General features: G+C 61.4%; 14 protein-coding genes. 8 read left to right on the top strand and 6 right to left on the bottom strand.

Features of this window, described 5'->3' with window-relative positions; all coding sequences use genetic code 11:
- Nucleotides 1-53 precede the first annotated feature (53 nt).
- From M1E02_RS11495 to M1E02_RS11485, 3 genes are all read left to right on the top strand, one after another.
- On the top strand, nt 54-2,147 hold the full coding sequence (locus tag M1E02_RS11495; protein ID WP_479378137.1) for an ATP-binding protein: 2,094 nt from the start codon (nt 54-56) through the stop codon (nt 2,145-2,147).
- 698 nt (nt 2,148-2,845) lie between these two features.
- Nucleotides 2,846-3,232, top strand: a complete 387-nt coding sequence (locus M1E02_RS11490; RefSeq protein WP_479374399.1) for a hypothetical protein — start codon at nt 2,846-2,848, stop codon at nt 3,230-3,232.
- A gap of 154 nt (nt 3,233-3,386) precedes the next feature.
- Entirely contained in the window at nt 3,387-3,713 is a 327-nt protein-coding gene (locus M1E02_RS11485; protein ID WP_479374398.1) for a hypothetical protein, read from the top strand.
- A 6-nt stretch (nt 3,714-3,719) separates the two neighbouring features.
- Here M1E02_RS11485 and M1E02_RS11480 read toward each other — a convergent pair whose 3' ends face one another.
- On the bottom strand, nt 3,720-4,064 hold the full coding sequence (locus M1E02_RS11480) for a DUF4913 domain-containing protein (RefSeq protein ID WP_479378136.1): 345 nt from the start codon (nt 4,062-4,064) through the stop codon (nt 3,720-3,722).
- Nucleotides 4,065-4,492: 428 nt separating this feature from the next.
- On the opposite strand from M1E02_RS11480, the gene M1E02_RS11475 reads away from it, so the two are divergent.
- From M1E02_RS11475 to M1E02_RS11460, 4 genes are all read left to right on the top strand, one after another.
- A complete protein-coding gene (locus tag M1E02_RS11475) occupies nt 4,493-5,488 on the top strand; it encodes an NADP-dependent oxidoreductase (protein ID WP_479374397.1) in 996 nt (331 codons plus the stop codon).
- 72 nt (nt 5,489-5,560) lie between these two features.
- Nucleotides 5,561-6,418 carry an alpha/beta fold hydrolase gene (locus tag M1E02_RS11470; protein WP_479374396.1) on the top strand — a complete coding sequence of 286 codons (858 nt, stop codon included), beginning with the start codon at nt 5,561-5,563 and terminating at the stop codon, nt 6,416-6,418.
- A 33-nt stretch (nt 6,419-6,451) separates the two neighbouring features.
- The gene (locus tag M1E02_RS11465) at nt 6,452-7,246 is read left to right on the top strand and encodes a strictosidine synthase (protein WP_479374395.1); all 795 of its coding nucleotides are present in this window, start codon (nt 6,452-6,454) and stop codon (nt 7,244-7,246) included.
- A gap of 128 nt (nt 7,247-7,374) precedes the next feature.
- The gene (locus M1E02_RS11460; protein WP_479374394.1) at nt 7,375-7,986 is read left to right on the top strand and encodes a TetR/AcrR family transcriptional regulator; all 612 of its coding nucleotides are present in this window, start codon (nt 7,375-7,377) and stop codon (nt 7,984-7,986) included.
- Nucleotides 7,987-8,004: 18 nt separating this feature from the next.
- Here the strand turns inward: M1E02_RS11460 and M1E02_RS11455 are convergent, their stop codons facing one another.
- The 4 genes from M1E02_RS11455 to M1E02_RS11440 form a co-directional block, all read right to left on the bottom strand.
- The gene (locus tag M1E02_RS11455; RefSeq protein WP_479374393.1) at nt 8,005-8,373 is read right to left on the bottom strand and encodes a nuclear transport factor 2 family protein; all 369 of its coding nucleotides are present in this window, start codon (nt 8,371-8,373) and stop codon (nt 8,005-8,007) included.
- A 92-nt stretch (nt 8,374-8,465) separates the two neighbouring features.
- On the bottom strand, nt 8,466-9,050 hold the full coding sequence (locus M1E02_RS11450) for a histidine phosphatase family protein (protein ID WP_479374392.1): 585 nt from the start codon (nt 9,048-9,050) through the stop codon (nt 8,466-8,468).
- Between the two features lie 83 nt (nt 9,051-9,133).
- Nucleotides 9,134-9,709, bottom strand: coding sequence for an HhH-GPD-type base excision DNA repair protein (locus M1E02_RS11445; RefSeq protein ID WP_479374391.1), 576 nt, complete (start codon nt 9,707-9,709; stop codon nt 9,134-9,136).
- Between the two features lie 51 nt (nt 9,710-9,760).
- Nucleotides 9,761-10,681: an SDR family oxidoreductase gene (locus M1E02_RS11440; protein WP_479374390.1), complete on the bottom strand. Its 921-nt coding sequence runs from the start codon at nt 10,679-10,681 to the stop codon at nt 9,761-9,763.
- A gap of 271 nt (nt 10,682-10,952) precedes the next feature.
- Here M1E02_RS11440 and M1E02_RS11435 point away from each other — a divergent pair, with 271 nt between their 5' ends.
- Complete coding sequence (locus tag M1E02_RS11435; protein ID WP_479374389.1) at nt 10,953-13,004, top strand: glycoside hydrolase family 36 protein; 2,052 nt, start codon at nt 10,953-10,955, stop codon at nt 13,002-13,004.
- A 20-nt stretch (nt 13,005-13,024) separates the two neighbouring features.
- Here M1E02_RS11435 and M1E02_RS11430 read toward each other — a convergent pair whose 3' ends face one another.
- Nucleotides 13,025-13,474 carry a GNAT family N-acetyltransferase gene (locus M1E02_RS11430; protein ID WP_479378135.1) on the bottom strand — a complete coding sequence of 150 codons (450 nt, stop codon included), beginning with the start codon at nt 13,472-13,474 and terminating at the stop codon, nt 13,025-13,027.
- Nucleotides 13,475-13,552: the final 78 nt, after the last annotated feature.

Here is a 13,552-nt window from a genome sequence, read left to right as displayed (position 1 = left end):
TTGACCTGCCTATCGTTGCAACTCAGCCGCCGAGGCATAACCTCCCTGCCGAAGTGACATCCTTCGTTGGGAGGGAGTGGGAACTCAACGAGGTCCGCGCAATGCTCAGTGGAAACCGCTTGGTGACGCTCGTCGGGGGCGGTGGCGCAGGGAAAAGCCGCCTGGCCCTCGAAGTCGCACTAAATGCTTTCGAGGATTTCCCCGACGGTGTATGGCTCGTTGAACTTCCACCTCTTGGTCAGCCTGGGATAGCCGCTCTAACGCTGGCAAAGACCCTGGGTCTGGCCGAACACCCTGTCGTTCCCATCGAAGAGGTCATCGAAGATCGTCTGCAACAAGAAAAGATCCTCCTCATCCTCGATGGTTGCGAATACTTGGTCGGCGAAGTTTCTGCCCTCGCCTACCGTCTGCTTCGTTCATGCCCAAACGTGTCGATCCTGGCCACTACCCAGGAGCGATTGGGTATAACGGGAGAGGCCTTGCGACCCCTCGCCGGTCTCGATGTTCCGGATGACAAAGACGCGGAACTTCCTGCCCTGCTGCAATCAGAGTCCGTAAATCTCTTCGTAGAACGAGCTTCCACCTTGCAACCCGGATTCAGGCTCGATAACAGCAACAGCCAAGCCGTAATCGCGATATGCCAAAGGCTGGACGGACTGCCCCTTGCTATCGAATTGGCCGCAGCGCTAATGAATTCAATGGACGTCCATATGATCTCGCAACGACTGAACGACCGATACGATCTCCTCAACCGGCCGACCCACAGCCCCGTGGCCAGACACCAGACACTACGGGCTGTGGCGGATTGGAGCTACGGGCTCCTGAATCTGGCCGAACGACAGCTATTCGATAATCTTGCTGTCTTCGTCGGAGGGTTCACTCTCGAAGCTGCAGAATCTGTAGTTGATTGGGACGAACAACCAGGAGAGCCTGTCGCCCTGACCCTGAGCCGCCTGGTGGACAAATCCCTGGTCGTCAGTGAGGACCGGCCGGGGGCGGGGCGCCGCTATCGTCTTCTCGACAGCCTTCGGGTCTTCGGCGCAGAGAGATTGCAAAGCAGCAACAAACTGGAAAGCACGCAGGTCCTTCATGCGGCCTACTACCGATCCCTGGCCGAACAAGCCGCACCTGCCTTGCGCGGCCCGGACCAGCGGATCTGGCTGGATCGGTTGACCTCGGACCATGACAACCTACGGGCGGCGCTGGAAACAGCAATACACACAGGCGATTTCGAAACGGCGGCGCGCATTGCAGGATCGCTGTATCCATTTTGGGACCTGCACGGCCATTACAGCGAAGGCCGGCGTTGGATCGACCAAATCCTGGCTGGGCATCACGAGATATCCAACGAGTCCCGCACCCGGGTCCTGCTGGGAGCAGCAACTCTCGCAGTCGCTCAAGGAGACCCTCAAACGACCGTAAGCGCATGCAGAGAAGCCGTGGGATTGGCCCGCGGAACAGGAGACCGAGCCTCACTGTCCCACGCCCTGCAGTTCCTCGGCCTTTGCTCGATGTTCCAAGGAGAACTTGAAGAAGCCGACAGCCTTCTTCAGGAGTCACTCCAGCACGCCACAGCAGTCCGAGACCCATGGCTGGAGCTCTCAACAATGGCCATTATGAGTGCCGTAGCTCTCAGCAGTGGCCAATACGAGCAAGCCGGAATCCTCGCCAGCAAGGCTCTCTCGGTCTCCGAACGGCATCTAGATCCCGAATTCGCAGGATGGGCCACCCTCGCCCTCGCCGCCTCCCACTGGTACAGGGGAAGGCGAACCCAAGCGGTTCCTCTTATCCGTGAGGGATTCCAGATCTTCCAAAGACTGGGCGGACTTTGGGGCTTGTCCTTCGCAATCTTCATGGCGGCCGAAGTGTCCGGTGCCCAAGGAAATATTCCGCAACAAGTCATGCTGATGGGAGCATCTGAGCAGCTTCGGTCTTCAATCGGCGCCGCATCATTCCCCTTTGTCATCTTGTGGCTTGAGGAGGCAAGCCGAGAAGCAGAACTCGCCATCGGAAGCGACGAATTCGCCCGGAAATGGGAGCAAGGTGAGCAGCTTCCGCTCAGCTCAGTGATCCCTTTGGCCCTCGCTGAACTCGAAACAGCGCTCGTCCTGGACCTGCCAAAGTCAGAAAGCCCGCAGTCAAGATAGGCGCTGCCTTTGTCGCTGTCTGAAGAATTTATGAAGGTTTTGGCAAACCTGTACCCCCGCGCTATAGGGACCATGAGGGTCCCAGAAGTGGCTTGATGGTCTCTGCCTAGCCAGCCCCTGTGTGCCTGCTCGCATCACAAGTTAGATGGGCCAAGCACGTGGGCAACCGGAGCCAGGCATTTCACCAGACGTCTTTTGACTGGATGACGCCCTTTCCGCGCCGATTCATAACCGATAGTCAGTCGGCGGGAACCGTGCACGGCCGATGAGGAACGCCCAACCCTTTGATGCGGATCTGCTGTTGGTGAGTCTGAAGAATCCCAGAAGGTTCCGTGAATCGGCGAGACCTACCTTGGGAATGTACCCAGGAACACCGTCCAGATAGGAGATCCCGAAATGAAAAGGATAGGAACACTTAGCATTCATACCAGTCAACTATCCGGCCGTGTCCGCGTCGAAGCTGCGACCGGAGTCCAATGCCCGGAAACCGGTTTGTGGTTCCCCTTGGGGAACCCAGAGAGGCAAACCTTGGACTGCCAGCCCACACCAGGGGATGGGCACCCCCAGACCTGGGGCAACGGTCTCTGGCCGGACTGCCTGGACTAATCACTGCGGGACCGTTGAGCAGCTTCAGAGCCTCTTACGAGAAATAAACACCAAACAAGGAAGCTGAGCTTCCTCTTTTAAAGGAGTCACACATGTTCAAGTTGGATAGCAAAAACGGTAATGACCAGAACCTGAAGACCGACGCCCAGCGGCGGGATCCGGGACGTGGGCGCCTGCGTCGTCGGCTAAGTCTGCTGGCCATAGGTTTGGCGATGGTGGTGGGCTTGCCTCTGGCCGGCGGCGGGGCGGCCAACGCGATGGCGATCAACATCACGAACGGCGACATGGCCGAGTACTACCTCTGGGGGGTAATACCGGTTAGGTACCACAATACAGTTAACGTTACGTACTGGGACGGATACCAATATGTGTGGGAGCCCGTGACTGCGTGGGGGCTGGCGTACGGAGGCGGCACGTGGTACTGCGGGCAGTGGTCGGGCGAGTGCGTTTACTCGCAGTTGGAATGGCGCCAGTACTAGGCCGAGGACGACGTTGAGGCCTCGTCCTCAGTCGAGTGTGGATCGGATGGAGCCGATCCACACCGGGGGGACTGGGGGCGAAACGGTAATGATCTTCTCTGCTGGCCATCGGCGCAGTCCGATCGGAACACATCTACTTGAAAGGTTCATTCTAATGTCCGCTTTTATTGGAAAAACCAGTGCATCCGTCACCTTGGCCGGGAGCGCTGGCGAACGTTTTGCACCGTCAGGAAAACTGGGCTTCCTACGCATTGCTGCTTCTGCGGTCGTGCTAATGGCATTTATCGGAGTGGGGGCATCTCTGGCTGATGCCGCATACCCAACTCTTGGGCACAACAGCTACAACTTCCATTCTTCCGACTCCACTGTCCTTGCCAACGATGATGTCCAGTGGTATGAGGAACCGCCCACATGGGACCTGCCAAACGCGGACCCTGGTGTGCGTCAGTTCGTTCACATCGCAGGATCTCGCAACCCGTAGGACGGGTTATTCAGGCTTGGTCCAACTGTGAACGACCGGCTGTATCCCGGCTGGAGCGGGAGACACCAGAAGCGGCGCTATCTCTGGCTTGTGCCCTTCTTTGCAGTTGCCGAATGGCTCCTCGGGGTTCATGAGGACTGCCGTGTTGTGGGAGCAGTGATCCCCGCACCAGACACCTAATCCTGTGGCCGGGTCGAGCCTCAAGTGCTCCCATGCCCGCCACGGAACATCGAGGCGGGACACCGCCTCCCCGTGCTTCCACCAGTCACTGCACCACCTGTGAGTGCTGTTCAATCCTGCAGTGGACCTGCGGAAACCAGGGGATAACCAGTCGGTGACCCAGGCTTCCACGGTCGGATACAGCAGCTGGGATTGTTCCTCCTGAACATCCTCTTGCACAGAAGCGGGCTCCGGGTGGACCTAGCCTGTGCTGCTGCCTGAGCCTTTTCCGCAATGCCGACAAGCATGTCCTCATCCAGAGCGGCTTCGAGGGCAGCAACGACAGCGGTATTGACCGCGGCCACTCATCACCCCCGGCGCACCCGTTGCTGGAATCCATAAACTCTCGGCCGCATCGTGGACCGGGGGAGCATTCAGTGACCTGATATTCCTGGATCAATAGAGGAAGCCTCTGCCGATTGGTAGAGGCTTCCTCTTTTAAGGCCGATGCTCGCTGCCCCCTTGACAAGATAAATGAGTGAACTCATAATTGAGTAAACTCGTATATTTGATTGGGCCATGGCCATTCATACAACTTCCACCGACCAGGAGCAGGCAGCATGAGAGCGTTCGTCATCAAGGAGTACAAGGGTCCACTCGAGGAATCGGATGTTCCCGAGCCAACGGTGGGGAAGCGTGATGTTCTCGTGCGGGTGCAGGCTGCAGGCCTGAACGTGCTCGATGAGAAGATCCGTGCGGGCCAGTTCAAGCAGATCCTGCCCTACAGGCTGCCTTTGGTTTCTGGCAACGATGTGGCCGGAACCGTCATCCGTGTAGGCGCCGCTGTGCGCGCATTCAAGCCGGGGGATGAGGTTTACGCCCGTCCGGATCAGGACCGTATCGGCACATTCGCCGAGCGGATCGCCGTCGACGAGGCTGATCTGGCTCTCAAGCCGGAATCGATCAGCATGGAGGAGGCCGGATCCTTGCCCTTGGTGGCATTAACCGCATGGCAGGCCCTCGTTGAGCGCGCCAATGTCCAGCCGGGACAGAAGGTCCTCATCCACGCCGGCGCCGGGGGAGTCGGTTCGATCGCGATCCAGCTCGCGAAGCATCTGGGTGCAACCGTCGCCACCACGGCAAGTGCCGGAAACCTGGACTTCGTGCGCGGACTCGGCGCAGACATCGCCATCGACTACCGTGGCCAGGACTTCGAACAGCTTCTGAGCGGCTACGACCTTGTGCTGGACAGCCTCGGCGGTGAGACCCTTCAAAAATCCCTCCGCGTGCTGAAGCCCGGCGGTAAGGCAATCGGGATTTCCGGCCCTCCGGACCCGGCATTTGCCCGTGAAGCAGGCCTGAATCCGGTGCTGCGCCTCGCCGTCGCAGGCCTCAGCGCTGGCATCCGTCGTCAGGCCAGGAAGCTGGGCGTCAGTTACGAGTTCCTGTTCATGCGCGCCAGCGGTGACCAGTTGCGCCAGATCACCGCCCTCATTGACAGCGGTGCACTGCGCCCTATCGTCGGACGGGTTTTCCCCTTTGACCAGACTGCCCAGGCCCTTCAGGGCCTTGAAAAGGGCGGCATACGCGGCAAAGCAGTCATAAGCAACAGCTAGCCCTGTCTGGAACCAAGCGAGGCACGCCCCTCGCGCAGCTCAATCAACAACTCTTCTCATAGGAGCACCATCGTGAATGCCTTGAATGAACCCGTCATCACCTCTTACGCCAAAGCACCGGCCCGCACCATCACCGCCGGAGGGGTGAGCTACGCCTACCGTGAGCTTGGGCCGAAGGGCGGCATCCCCGTCGTCTTCTTCGTGCACCTCGCCGCGACCCTCGACAACTGGGATCCACGCATCGTCGACCCGATCGCGAAGAACCGCCACGTCATCACCTTCGACAACCGCGGCGTCGGGGCGTCCACCGGCCAGGTGCCCGACAGCGTCGAGGCGATGGCCGACGACGCCTACACCTTCATCCGAGCACTCGGCTTCGACAAGATCGACATCTTCTCGTTCTCCCTCGGCGGCATGGTCGCCCAGGCCCTCGTGGTCAAGCACCCCGAGCTCGTTCGCAAGCTCGTGCTCACCGGCACCGGGCCCGCCGGCGGCAAGGACATCGACAAGGTCGCCGGAATCACGTACGTGGACATCCTGCGCGCGACGCTGACCCGGTCCGACCCGAAGGAGTTCCTCTTCTTCAATCGCGACGACACCGGCAAGCCGGCCGGCAAGGCGTTCGTGAAGCGGCTCCAGGAGCGCACCGTCGACCGTGACGCACCGGCCACGGTGAAGGTGCTCCAGACGCAGCTGAAGGCGATCAAGAAGTGGGGCCGCTCGGCGCCCGCCGACCTGTCGAAACTCACCCAGCCCACCCTGATCGCCAACGGCGACAACGACCGGATGGTGCCCTCGGTGCTCTCCAACGACCTGCACCGCCGCATCAGCGGATCCGAGCTGATCATCTACCCCGACTCCGGCCACGGCGGCATCTTCCAGTTCCACGACCGGTTCGCGCCCGTCGCGGTCGAGTTCCTCGCCAACTGACCACACCCAAAACCCGCGTAACAGGACGAACTAATGTCCCGCACCATTCCGTATACGAAGAAACCGTTCGCATCATCGATCATGCTGTGGATCCGCACAGACCAGCCCCGACAGCAGGGCATGGACTACTGGAAGGGACCCCACTCCAAGATCATCTCCCCGACCCCGGGGTTCAACGAGTACCGCCAGATTCACCTGGCCGAGACCAATCCTGGGCTCTTGCCGGCCACTGCCGGGCTCGAAACGGCCATCCCCACCGACCGGCGGATCGATGGCGTTGCCGAAGTTACCTTCGCCTCCGTGCTCTCTCCGCTACTGGGCCGGAAGCAGACCCGCCTCGCGTACCAGGACGAAATCAACGTATTCCGGCGCACCCTGCTCTACGCCGGGCTGCCCAACACTGCCCGCTGGTACGACGTCGGTGGGACCGGTAAGGACACCGGCACAAGGGCCCTGATCTACCTCAGGCGACGAGAGGGCGTCGGCACCCGCGCGTTCCGGAAGTTCGTCAGGGATGAACTCGTCCCCGCACTCGCGAACACGGGCGCGCTCACAGAACTCCGAACCAAGGTATTCATGCCCTGGAACGAGAAGCTGTGGGACACCCCTAATGTCGCCCACGACAACCCTAAAGACCAGCACTTCCATGCCTCACTGAGCCTCGGTTTCGCAGACTCCTCAGCACGCTCGGCATTCTTCGAAAGCAGCACGGTCAGGAACCTGTCCGACCCCCTGGCGTCGGTGGCGTCCGCCGTCCATGGCTACAACGTCACCACGGCGCTCACCTATGTGAAAGAGGGGCGGGTCCTGCCTCACTACGAAGCGTAGACGCCGGCGGTCTTCCTCGGTACCAGGATGGCTGCGTGAAAGAATGAACGAAGGCAGATTCGAGCTAAACAGTTCTGACTATGCTCCCTAACCAGCAAAAGTCAGAATACTTTTCCGGAGGAAACGTAATGTCAGTCACCCCTCAGCAGGTTGGACGGCGCGAGCGCAACAAGCAACACAAGCTCGACCGCATCACGGCAGCGGCCCTCCAGCTCTTCTCCGAGTTTGGTGTGGATGAGGTCACTACCCAGCAGATTGCAGACAAAGCTGACATCGGCACGGGCACACTGTTCCTCTATGCCAAGACCAAGGCTGAGCTGCTCCTGCTGGTACAGAACTCCACCTACGCCGATGCGCTGGTCAAGGGCAAAGCGGACGCCGAGGGGATCCCGGATGTACTGGAAGCGGTGATGGCGATCGTCCGCCCGGTGGTGGAGTGCAACCGTAAACAGGTCGACAACGGCCGGACCTACCTCCGGGAACTGGTGTTCGGCGACCCCCAGGAACCCCACCACAGTGAAGCTCTCACTTTGACGGTTCAGACCGAGGAAGCCATTGCCGGTGTTTTCGGGCGAGACGCGCGCGTCGAGCCCGGCGATGCCGCAAAGCTCGCGCATATTGTCTCGGCCATTATGTTCGTCAGCATGGCGGCCACCACCAACATTTCCAACTCTGTGGACGAAATCCTCACCGAGATCGGCGAGCAGGTCCGAGTCCTCTTGCCGACGCGCTCATCCTGAACGACTAATGCCTCGAGCTCAGGTGAGTTGCGAGAACATGTCGTTCCCGCTGGCCGTCGTGGCGGGGACTTCCTGGAGAACATCCCAGTGCTCGATGATCTTGCCGTCGTCGTTGAAGCGGAATATGTCGACGCCCGCAGAATTGAACGTTTTGTAGTGCGCGTGGACTGCAATGAGGTCACCTTCGGCGATGACACGGTGGACTTCGACGTCGACCGGACCGAACTGCTCAAAAAAACTCTGCACGGCCTGTAGACCATTCCCGGCCATCGGGTTGTGCTGCTTGTAGTCGTCCACGATCATCTCCCCGAAAGCCTGCGTGTCACCGGCCCTAAAGGCATCGAAAAGACGTGCCACGGTTTCCTTGTTTGACTCTGTTGACGCCATGATTGGACCTCCTGCCGACCGGTTTCGCTCACAGGTTACGCGCGGACGTCACCGCCGACAAGAGTTCCGTTATGCCTTGGCGAACCTTTCCGTCAGCCTGCCACGCCGACAGCTAGTCGTTCGCCGTTGAAATACTCGAGCTGCCAGCCATCAGCGGGGTGGTGGCGGGCCAGGTTGAGGGTGGCGTTGTCGATGCTGTGCAGAGTGCGGCCGATGGCGCGGCTGAGGGTTAGACGGAGGAGCGTGCCGTGGGCGATGACCAGGACGCGGCCGCCTGGAAACTCCTCCGCCAGTGCCTCCAAGGCGTCCAGCCCACGGTGGGCAGCATCATCTTCGCCCTCTGCGCCAAGGTAGCCACCGGGAATGCGCAGTGCGTCCAGATCGGGGCCGGCGCAGAGGCCTTCCGCTGGTCCGAAGCTCCGTTCCGCGAGGTCGGGTATCCGGCGGGCCACGTGGAGCCCCAGCCCGGCGGCAATCAGATCGGCTGTTTCAGCGGCGCGGCTCAGCGGTGAGGATACGATCGCATCCCATTCATAGCCGGACAGAACGGCGACGGCGTCACGTGCCTGGCCACGGCCGACGTCGTTCAACGGGATATCGGTGGATCCCTGCAGCCGGCGCTGCGCGTTCCAATCTGTTTGACCATGGCGGACGAGGGCGAAAGTCGTATGAGTCACGCGTTCATTCTGCCCCGACAGGGGTGCAGGCACCCAAACAGACCCCCTGGACCGCCGTTCACTACGGCCAAGGAGCTATCACATCACGTCTTTGCGGCTTTGGCAGCGGCCTTGTCAGCCTGCTTGCTGGCCCGCACTTTTCGCAGCGACTCCTGGTCAACGATGTCGGCGACAGAAAGATATGAGTCCGCCTGGCCATAAGCACCAGCCGCCTCCCGCCAGCCGTCTGCCTGAAGCCCGCGCTGCTTGCCAAGCAGAGCCAGGAAGATCTTCGCTTTTTGCTCACCGAACCCCGGCAATTCCTTCAGCCTGCGGAGCACTTCCCGTCCATCCGGGTCCTCCCGGGTCCAGATAGCAGCTGCGTCCCCATCCCAGTCCCGCTGTATGGTTTCGGCGAGCGCCTGCACCCGGCCGGCCATTGAACCCGGGAAGCGGTGAACAGCCGGACGCTCCTTAAAAACTTCAACAAAACCTGCGGGGTCGTATTCGGCAATTGCGGCGGGGGCCATTGATCCGATCCGGGTCCGGATCTTTTCGGGCCCGGCAAAGGCTGATTCCATGGTCACCTGTTGGTCGAGCAGCATGCCCACCAAGAGTGCGAAAGCGTCATTGCTGAGCAGTTGGTCGGCGGCGGAGTCACCGGTGATATGCAGGTCCATCCGCCAATCTTCCCATGGGCTGTCTTCGGAGTCAGGGGACGTTGCCCTGAGTTACAAGGCTTGTCGCTCGACTGAGTGGCCAAGGCTGGTGATCAGCCGGGCTATGGAATCTTCGGCGCCGGGCACGGTACCGAAGACCTCCTGTTGCCGGGTGATGTCAGCGACGTAGCCGCCGCTCTGGAACCAGTCGATCATCGAACCCAGGTCCTTCAACATTGGATTAACCGGTCCAAGGACCCTGCTCATTGTGCGGACCAGCCTGGTGGGGATGGCCTGCACTTTCATCCGCTTACCAAGGAGCCTGCCGGAGATCTCAGCCACCTGCTGCATGCTTACCGGCCTGTCCCAGCCAATATCGATCCGCTGGCCTTCAATGCCTGGAGCATCCACAGCCGCTGCAAGATAACCAGCAACATCAGGGGTGAGCACAAACGTGAGTGGGATTCGCGGGTCGCCGAGCCAGCGGAAGCGTCCATTGGTGATGGGATCGCCGCCGAAACGGGTTACCTGGTCAAAGAACGCACCAGGCCTAAGCGCCACGAACGGTACGCCCAGGGCTTCAAGCCGGTCCTCGGTCAGCTTCTTGTGCCAGAAGTGCGGAACGCCAGGAGTCTGGTCGCAGGTAAGGATGCTCGTCAGGACGAATCGGCGAACCTTGGCGGCACTCGCTGCATCAACGAGGTTGGCGTTTCCGACGACGTCGGTTTCTGGTGTGTCACCCTTACGATGCCGGGTATAGCCTGCCGCAGTAGTGATCACGCAGTCGACGCCGTCCATCGCGCGCCTCAGCGAACCCGGGATCATCATGTCACCCCGGGCAATACTGGCCCCGGCAGCTTTCAGGCGGGCAGCATCCGAGCCGACACGCACCAGGGCACGTACTTCCTTTCCTAGTGCCAGCAACTCGTTGACAACCTGGGCGCCGAGCATGCCCGTACCGCCCACCACCAATACAGGTCCCATGTCAGTCATAAACGTAGTGTCTCGCAAAGTTTAGGGCCAGTGGGCATCTACTCTTCGTGACCTGCAGCAACCCGACTGAAGGGGCAGGGCTTTTTCCCGCGCTGTATCGGCTTCGTACTAGGCGTAGGAAAACGATTGCCCACCGTCGCCGCCACAGCTAAAGTAGCTGCAATGTGGTTGGCCTGTGGTGGCTGTGCAGGTGACCAAGATCAGAATCCCTCGCTTGGATTCGACCCTGACCGGCCCATCCCTACGCAATGATCGAATGAGGAGTGCAAGCGTGACATCGACTGACCTGCAGCGCCACGACACGGAACCAGCCATCGAGTGGGTTCATCCCGGACTGCACCTGCGGTTTGACCATGGCGATGACCACCCTGTCCGCCTCATCCATTGGGCGGCCGGCCCGGGTGGCGTGTCACTGGTGGCGCCGTCGCCGATCGTAGACGTGAGCACTGCCGGGGAGCATCGTGCCCGCCTCAACCAGAGCCTCCTGCTGTGGGGTGCCGGCCCCCGGCTCCGCTACACCAGCCACGAAGTGGTCGGCGACGAGTTGCGGATTCGCCAGGGTGATCAGGAGAGCGGCCTTGAAGTGACCAGTGTTTTCCGGGCGGCAGGGCCGGGAGTCCAGATCAGTCACACCGTCCGCAATGGTGCAGAAGGAGATCTCGTGCTCCTGTCGGTGAGCTCTGCCCTCGTGGCCGTCCCCGAGGGGGACCACGACTTGCTCTGGGGCGAAAGCGAATGGCTCGCCGAAGGGCGCTGGCATCAACGTCCGGTCTCCGAACTATTGCCCGATATCAGCCCGGCGTTCCACAACCGGCATCCGCGCGGGAACTTCGCCGTGACCAGCCACGGTTCCTTTTCGAGCGGGGAGTTCCTGCCCACCGGAGTCCTCGCGGTCAATGACGGGCCCTCCTTCGCATGGCAGGTGGAGACCAGCGCGGGCTGGCACTGGGAGGTGACACAGACCGAGGGAACGGTCACCGTCGGCGTATACGGCCCGACTGATCTGTATCACCAGTTCGCTGAACGCCTGGCTCCGGGAGGTGAGTTTACGACGGCGCCCGCCGGGTTCTGCGTCGCCGACGGCGGCCGGGACGCGGCCTTCGCGGCGCTTACGGATTATCGGCGTGCCATCCGCGAAATGCGTCCGGTAGATGCGGAGCTTCCGGTGGTCTACAACGACTTCATGAACACGCTCATGGCCGGTCCGTCCACGGAGAAGGAGCTGCCGCTCATCGAGGGCGCGGCGAAAGCGGGCGCGGAGTACTTCTGTATCGACGCCGGATGGTTCGGCAGCGCCAATTGGTGGACGGACGCGGGGGACTGGCACGAGGCCCCGGGGTTGTTCAGCGGTGGACTGATTTCGGTCATCGACGCGATCCGCGCCAAAGGGATGCACCCGGGAATCTGGCTCGAACCCGAGGCTGTCGGTGCCAACGCTGCGCTGGGGCGGCAGCTGCCCGAGGAGGCATTTTTCCGGCGGTATGGTCGGCGTGTGAGTGAAACGGGGCATTTCCAGCTCGACTTCCGGCACCCGGCGGCCCGCGCCCATCTGGACGAGGCAGTGGACCGTCTCGTGGACGAGTTCGGAATCAGGTTCTTCAAGCTCGACTACAACGTGAACTCGGGCGTCGGCACTGATGTGGACGCCGAGGGGCCTGGGGCCGGGCTCCTCGGGCACACGCTGGCCTTCCGTAGCTGGCTGAGCGACGCCCAGGCGCGGCACCCTGAGGTCCTGTTCGAAAGCTGCTCCTCGGGCGGAATGCGCATGGACTACAACCTGCTGTCCGTTGCGCACCTGCAGTCCACCAGTGACCAGCAGGATTTCCGGCGGTACGCGGCCATCGCCGCCGCCGCGCCCGCTAGCGTCCTCCCCGAGCAGGCGGGGAACTGGGCGTACCCTGCCGCGTCGATGAGCGTGGAGGAGACGGCCTTCGCCATGACGGCGGGTGTGATGGGCCGGCTCTACCTCTCGGGATTCCTCGCAGAGCTCGACGCCGAACGGTTCGCGCTTGTCCGCGAAGCTGTTGCGCTCCACAAGGATTGGCGGCACCGCATCGCCGAGGCGCATCCGGTGTGGCCGCTCGGCTTGCCGGGATGGGATGACGACGTCATTGCGCTGCAACTGAACTCGGGTTCCGAATCGTTGCTGGCGCTGTGGTCGCGCGGCGCGGCCGCAGATGTCATGTTGCCAGGTCTGAGCGGTAAGACCATCGAGCAGGTCTATCCGGTGGCATTGCCGGAGTGGAAGATCCGCACGGAAACGGGCCTGCCAGTCGTCGAAGTTCCAGCTGGTTCCGCTGCCCGGATCTTCGTGGTGAGGTAACGCCGCGCCCGGACACCAGCTCATAGCTCCCGAAAGTAGTAAAGCAGCGGATCAGTCCGATTAGGTTCGGTGTTTCTGAACCCCCGGGTTTCGTAGAAACGACGTGCATCGGTGTCATCGCGGTCGACGTTGATTTCCATGAGTTCCCCGCCCCGACGCCGGACCAGGTCACAGGCAGCGGCAAGAAGCGCGCTGCCCAGCCGTTGACCACGTACCCGGGGACGGACGTAGAGCTCGTCAAGGATCGCAACGGGCCCGTCGTACCAGACGTTGGGCCGGAAACTGAGCACAGCGAGTCCGGTAGCCGGCTCGCCGACGAGCAATGCGACCACATCGTCACCCGCCAAGAGGTACGTCAGGCGCCTTTTCAAGGCGTCCGGGCCGGGGGTAGGAGTATCGAACTCTGTATTGAAATCGTGAAGCAATTGGGCAACTGTAGCGGCATCGGCTGTAGTAGCCCGCCGGGGGATATCAGCGTTTACAGGTTCATCAGCGGTCACCGCTTCATCATCCCCGGCCCGTGTCCCGGCGTCCACCAGCAACAATGT

This window comes from Arthrobacter sp. Z5-13 (genome assembly GCF_056499105.1).
This window is presented reverse-complemented; position numbering and strand designations above follow the sequence as displayed.

Bases quoted from the DNA above. Each gene is read 5' to 3' on its own strand.
- M1E02_RS11490 (WP_479374399.1), top strand. From the start codon at position 2,846: ATGTTCAAGTTGGATAGCAAAAACGGTAATGACCAGAACCTGAAGACC.
- M1E02_RS11485 (WP_479374398.1), top strand. From the start codon at position 3,387: ATGTCCGCTTTTATTGGAAAAACCAGTGCATCCGTCACCTTGGCCGGG.
- M1E02_RS11475 (WP_479374397.1), top strand. From the start codon at position 4,493: ATGAGAGCGTTCGTCATCAAGGAGTACAAGGGTCCACTCGAGGAATCG.
- M1E02_RS11465 (WP_479374395.1), top strand. From the start codon at position 6,452: ATGTCCCGCACCATTCCGTATACGAAGAAACCGTTCGCATCATCGATC.
- M1E02_RS11460 (WP_479374394.1), top strand. From the start codon at position 7,375: ATGTCAGTCACCCCTCAGCAGGTTGGACGGCGCGAGCGCAACAAGCAA.
- M1E02_RS11455 (WP_479374393.1), bottom strand. From the start codon at position 8,373: ATGGCGTCAACAGAGTCAAACAAGGAAACCGTGGCACGTCTTTTCGAT.
- M1E02_RS11445 (WP_479374391.1), bottom strand. From the start codon at position 9,709: ATGGACCTGCATATCACCGGTGACTCCGCCGCCGACCAACTGCTCAGC.
- M1E02_RS11440 (WP_479374390.1), bottom strand. From the start codon at position 10,681: ATGACTGACATGGGACCTGTATTGGTGGTGGGCGGTACGGGCATGCTC.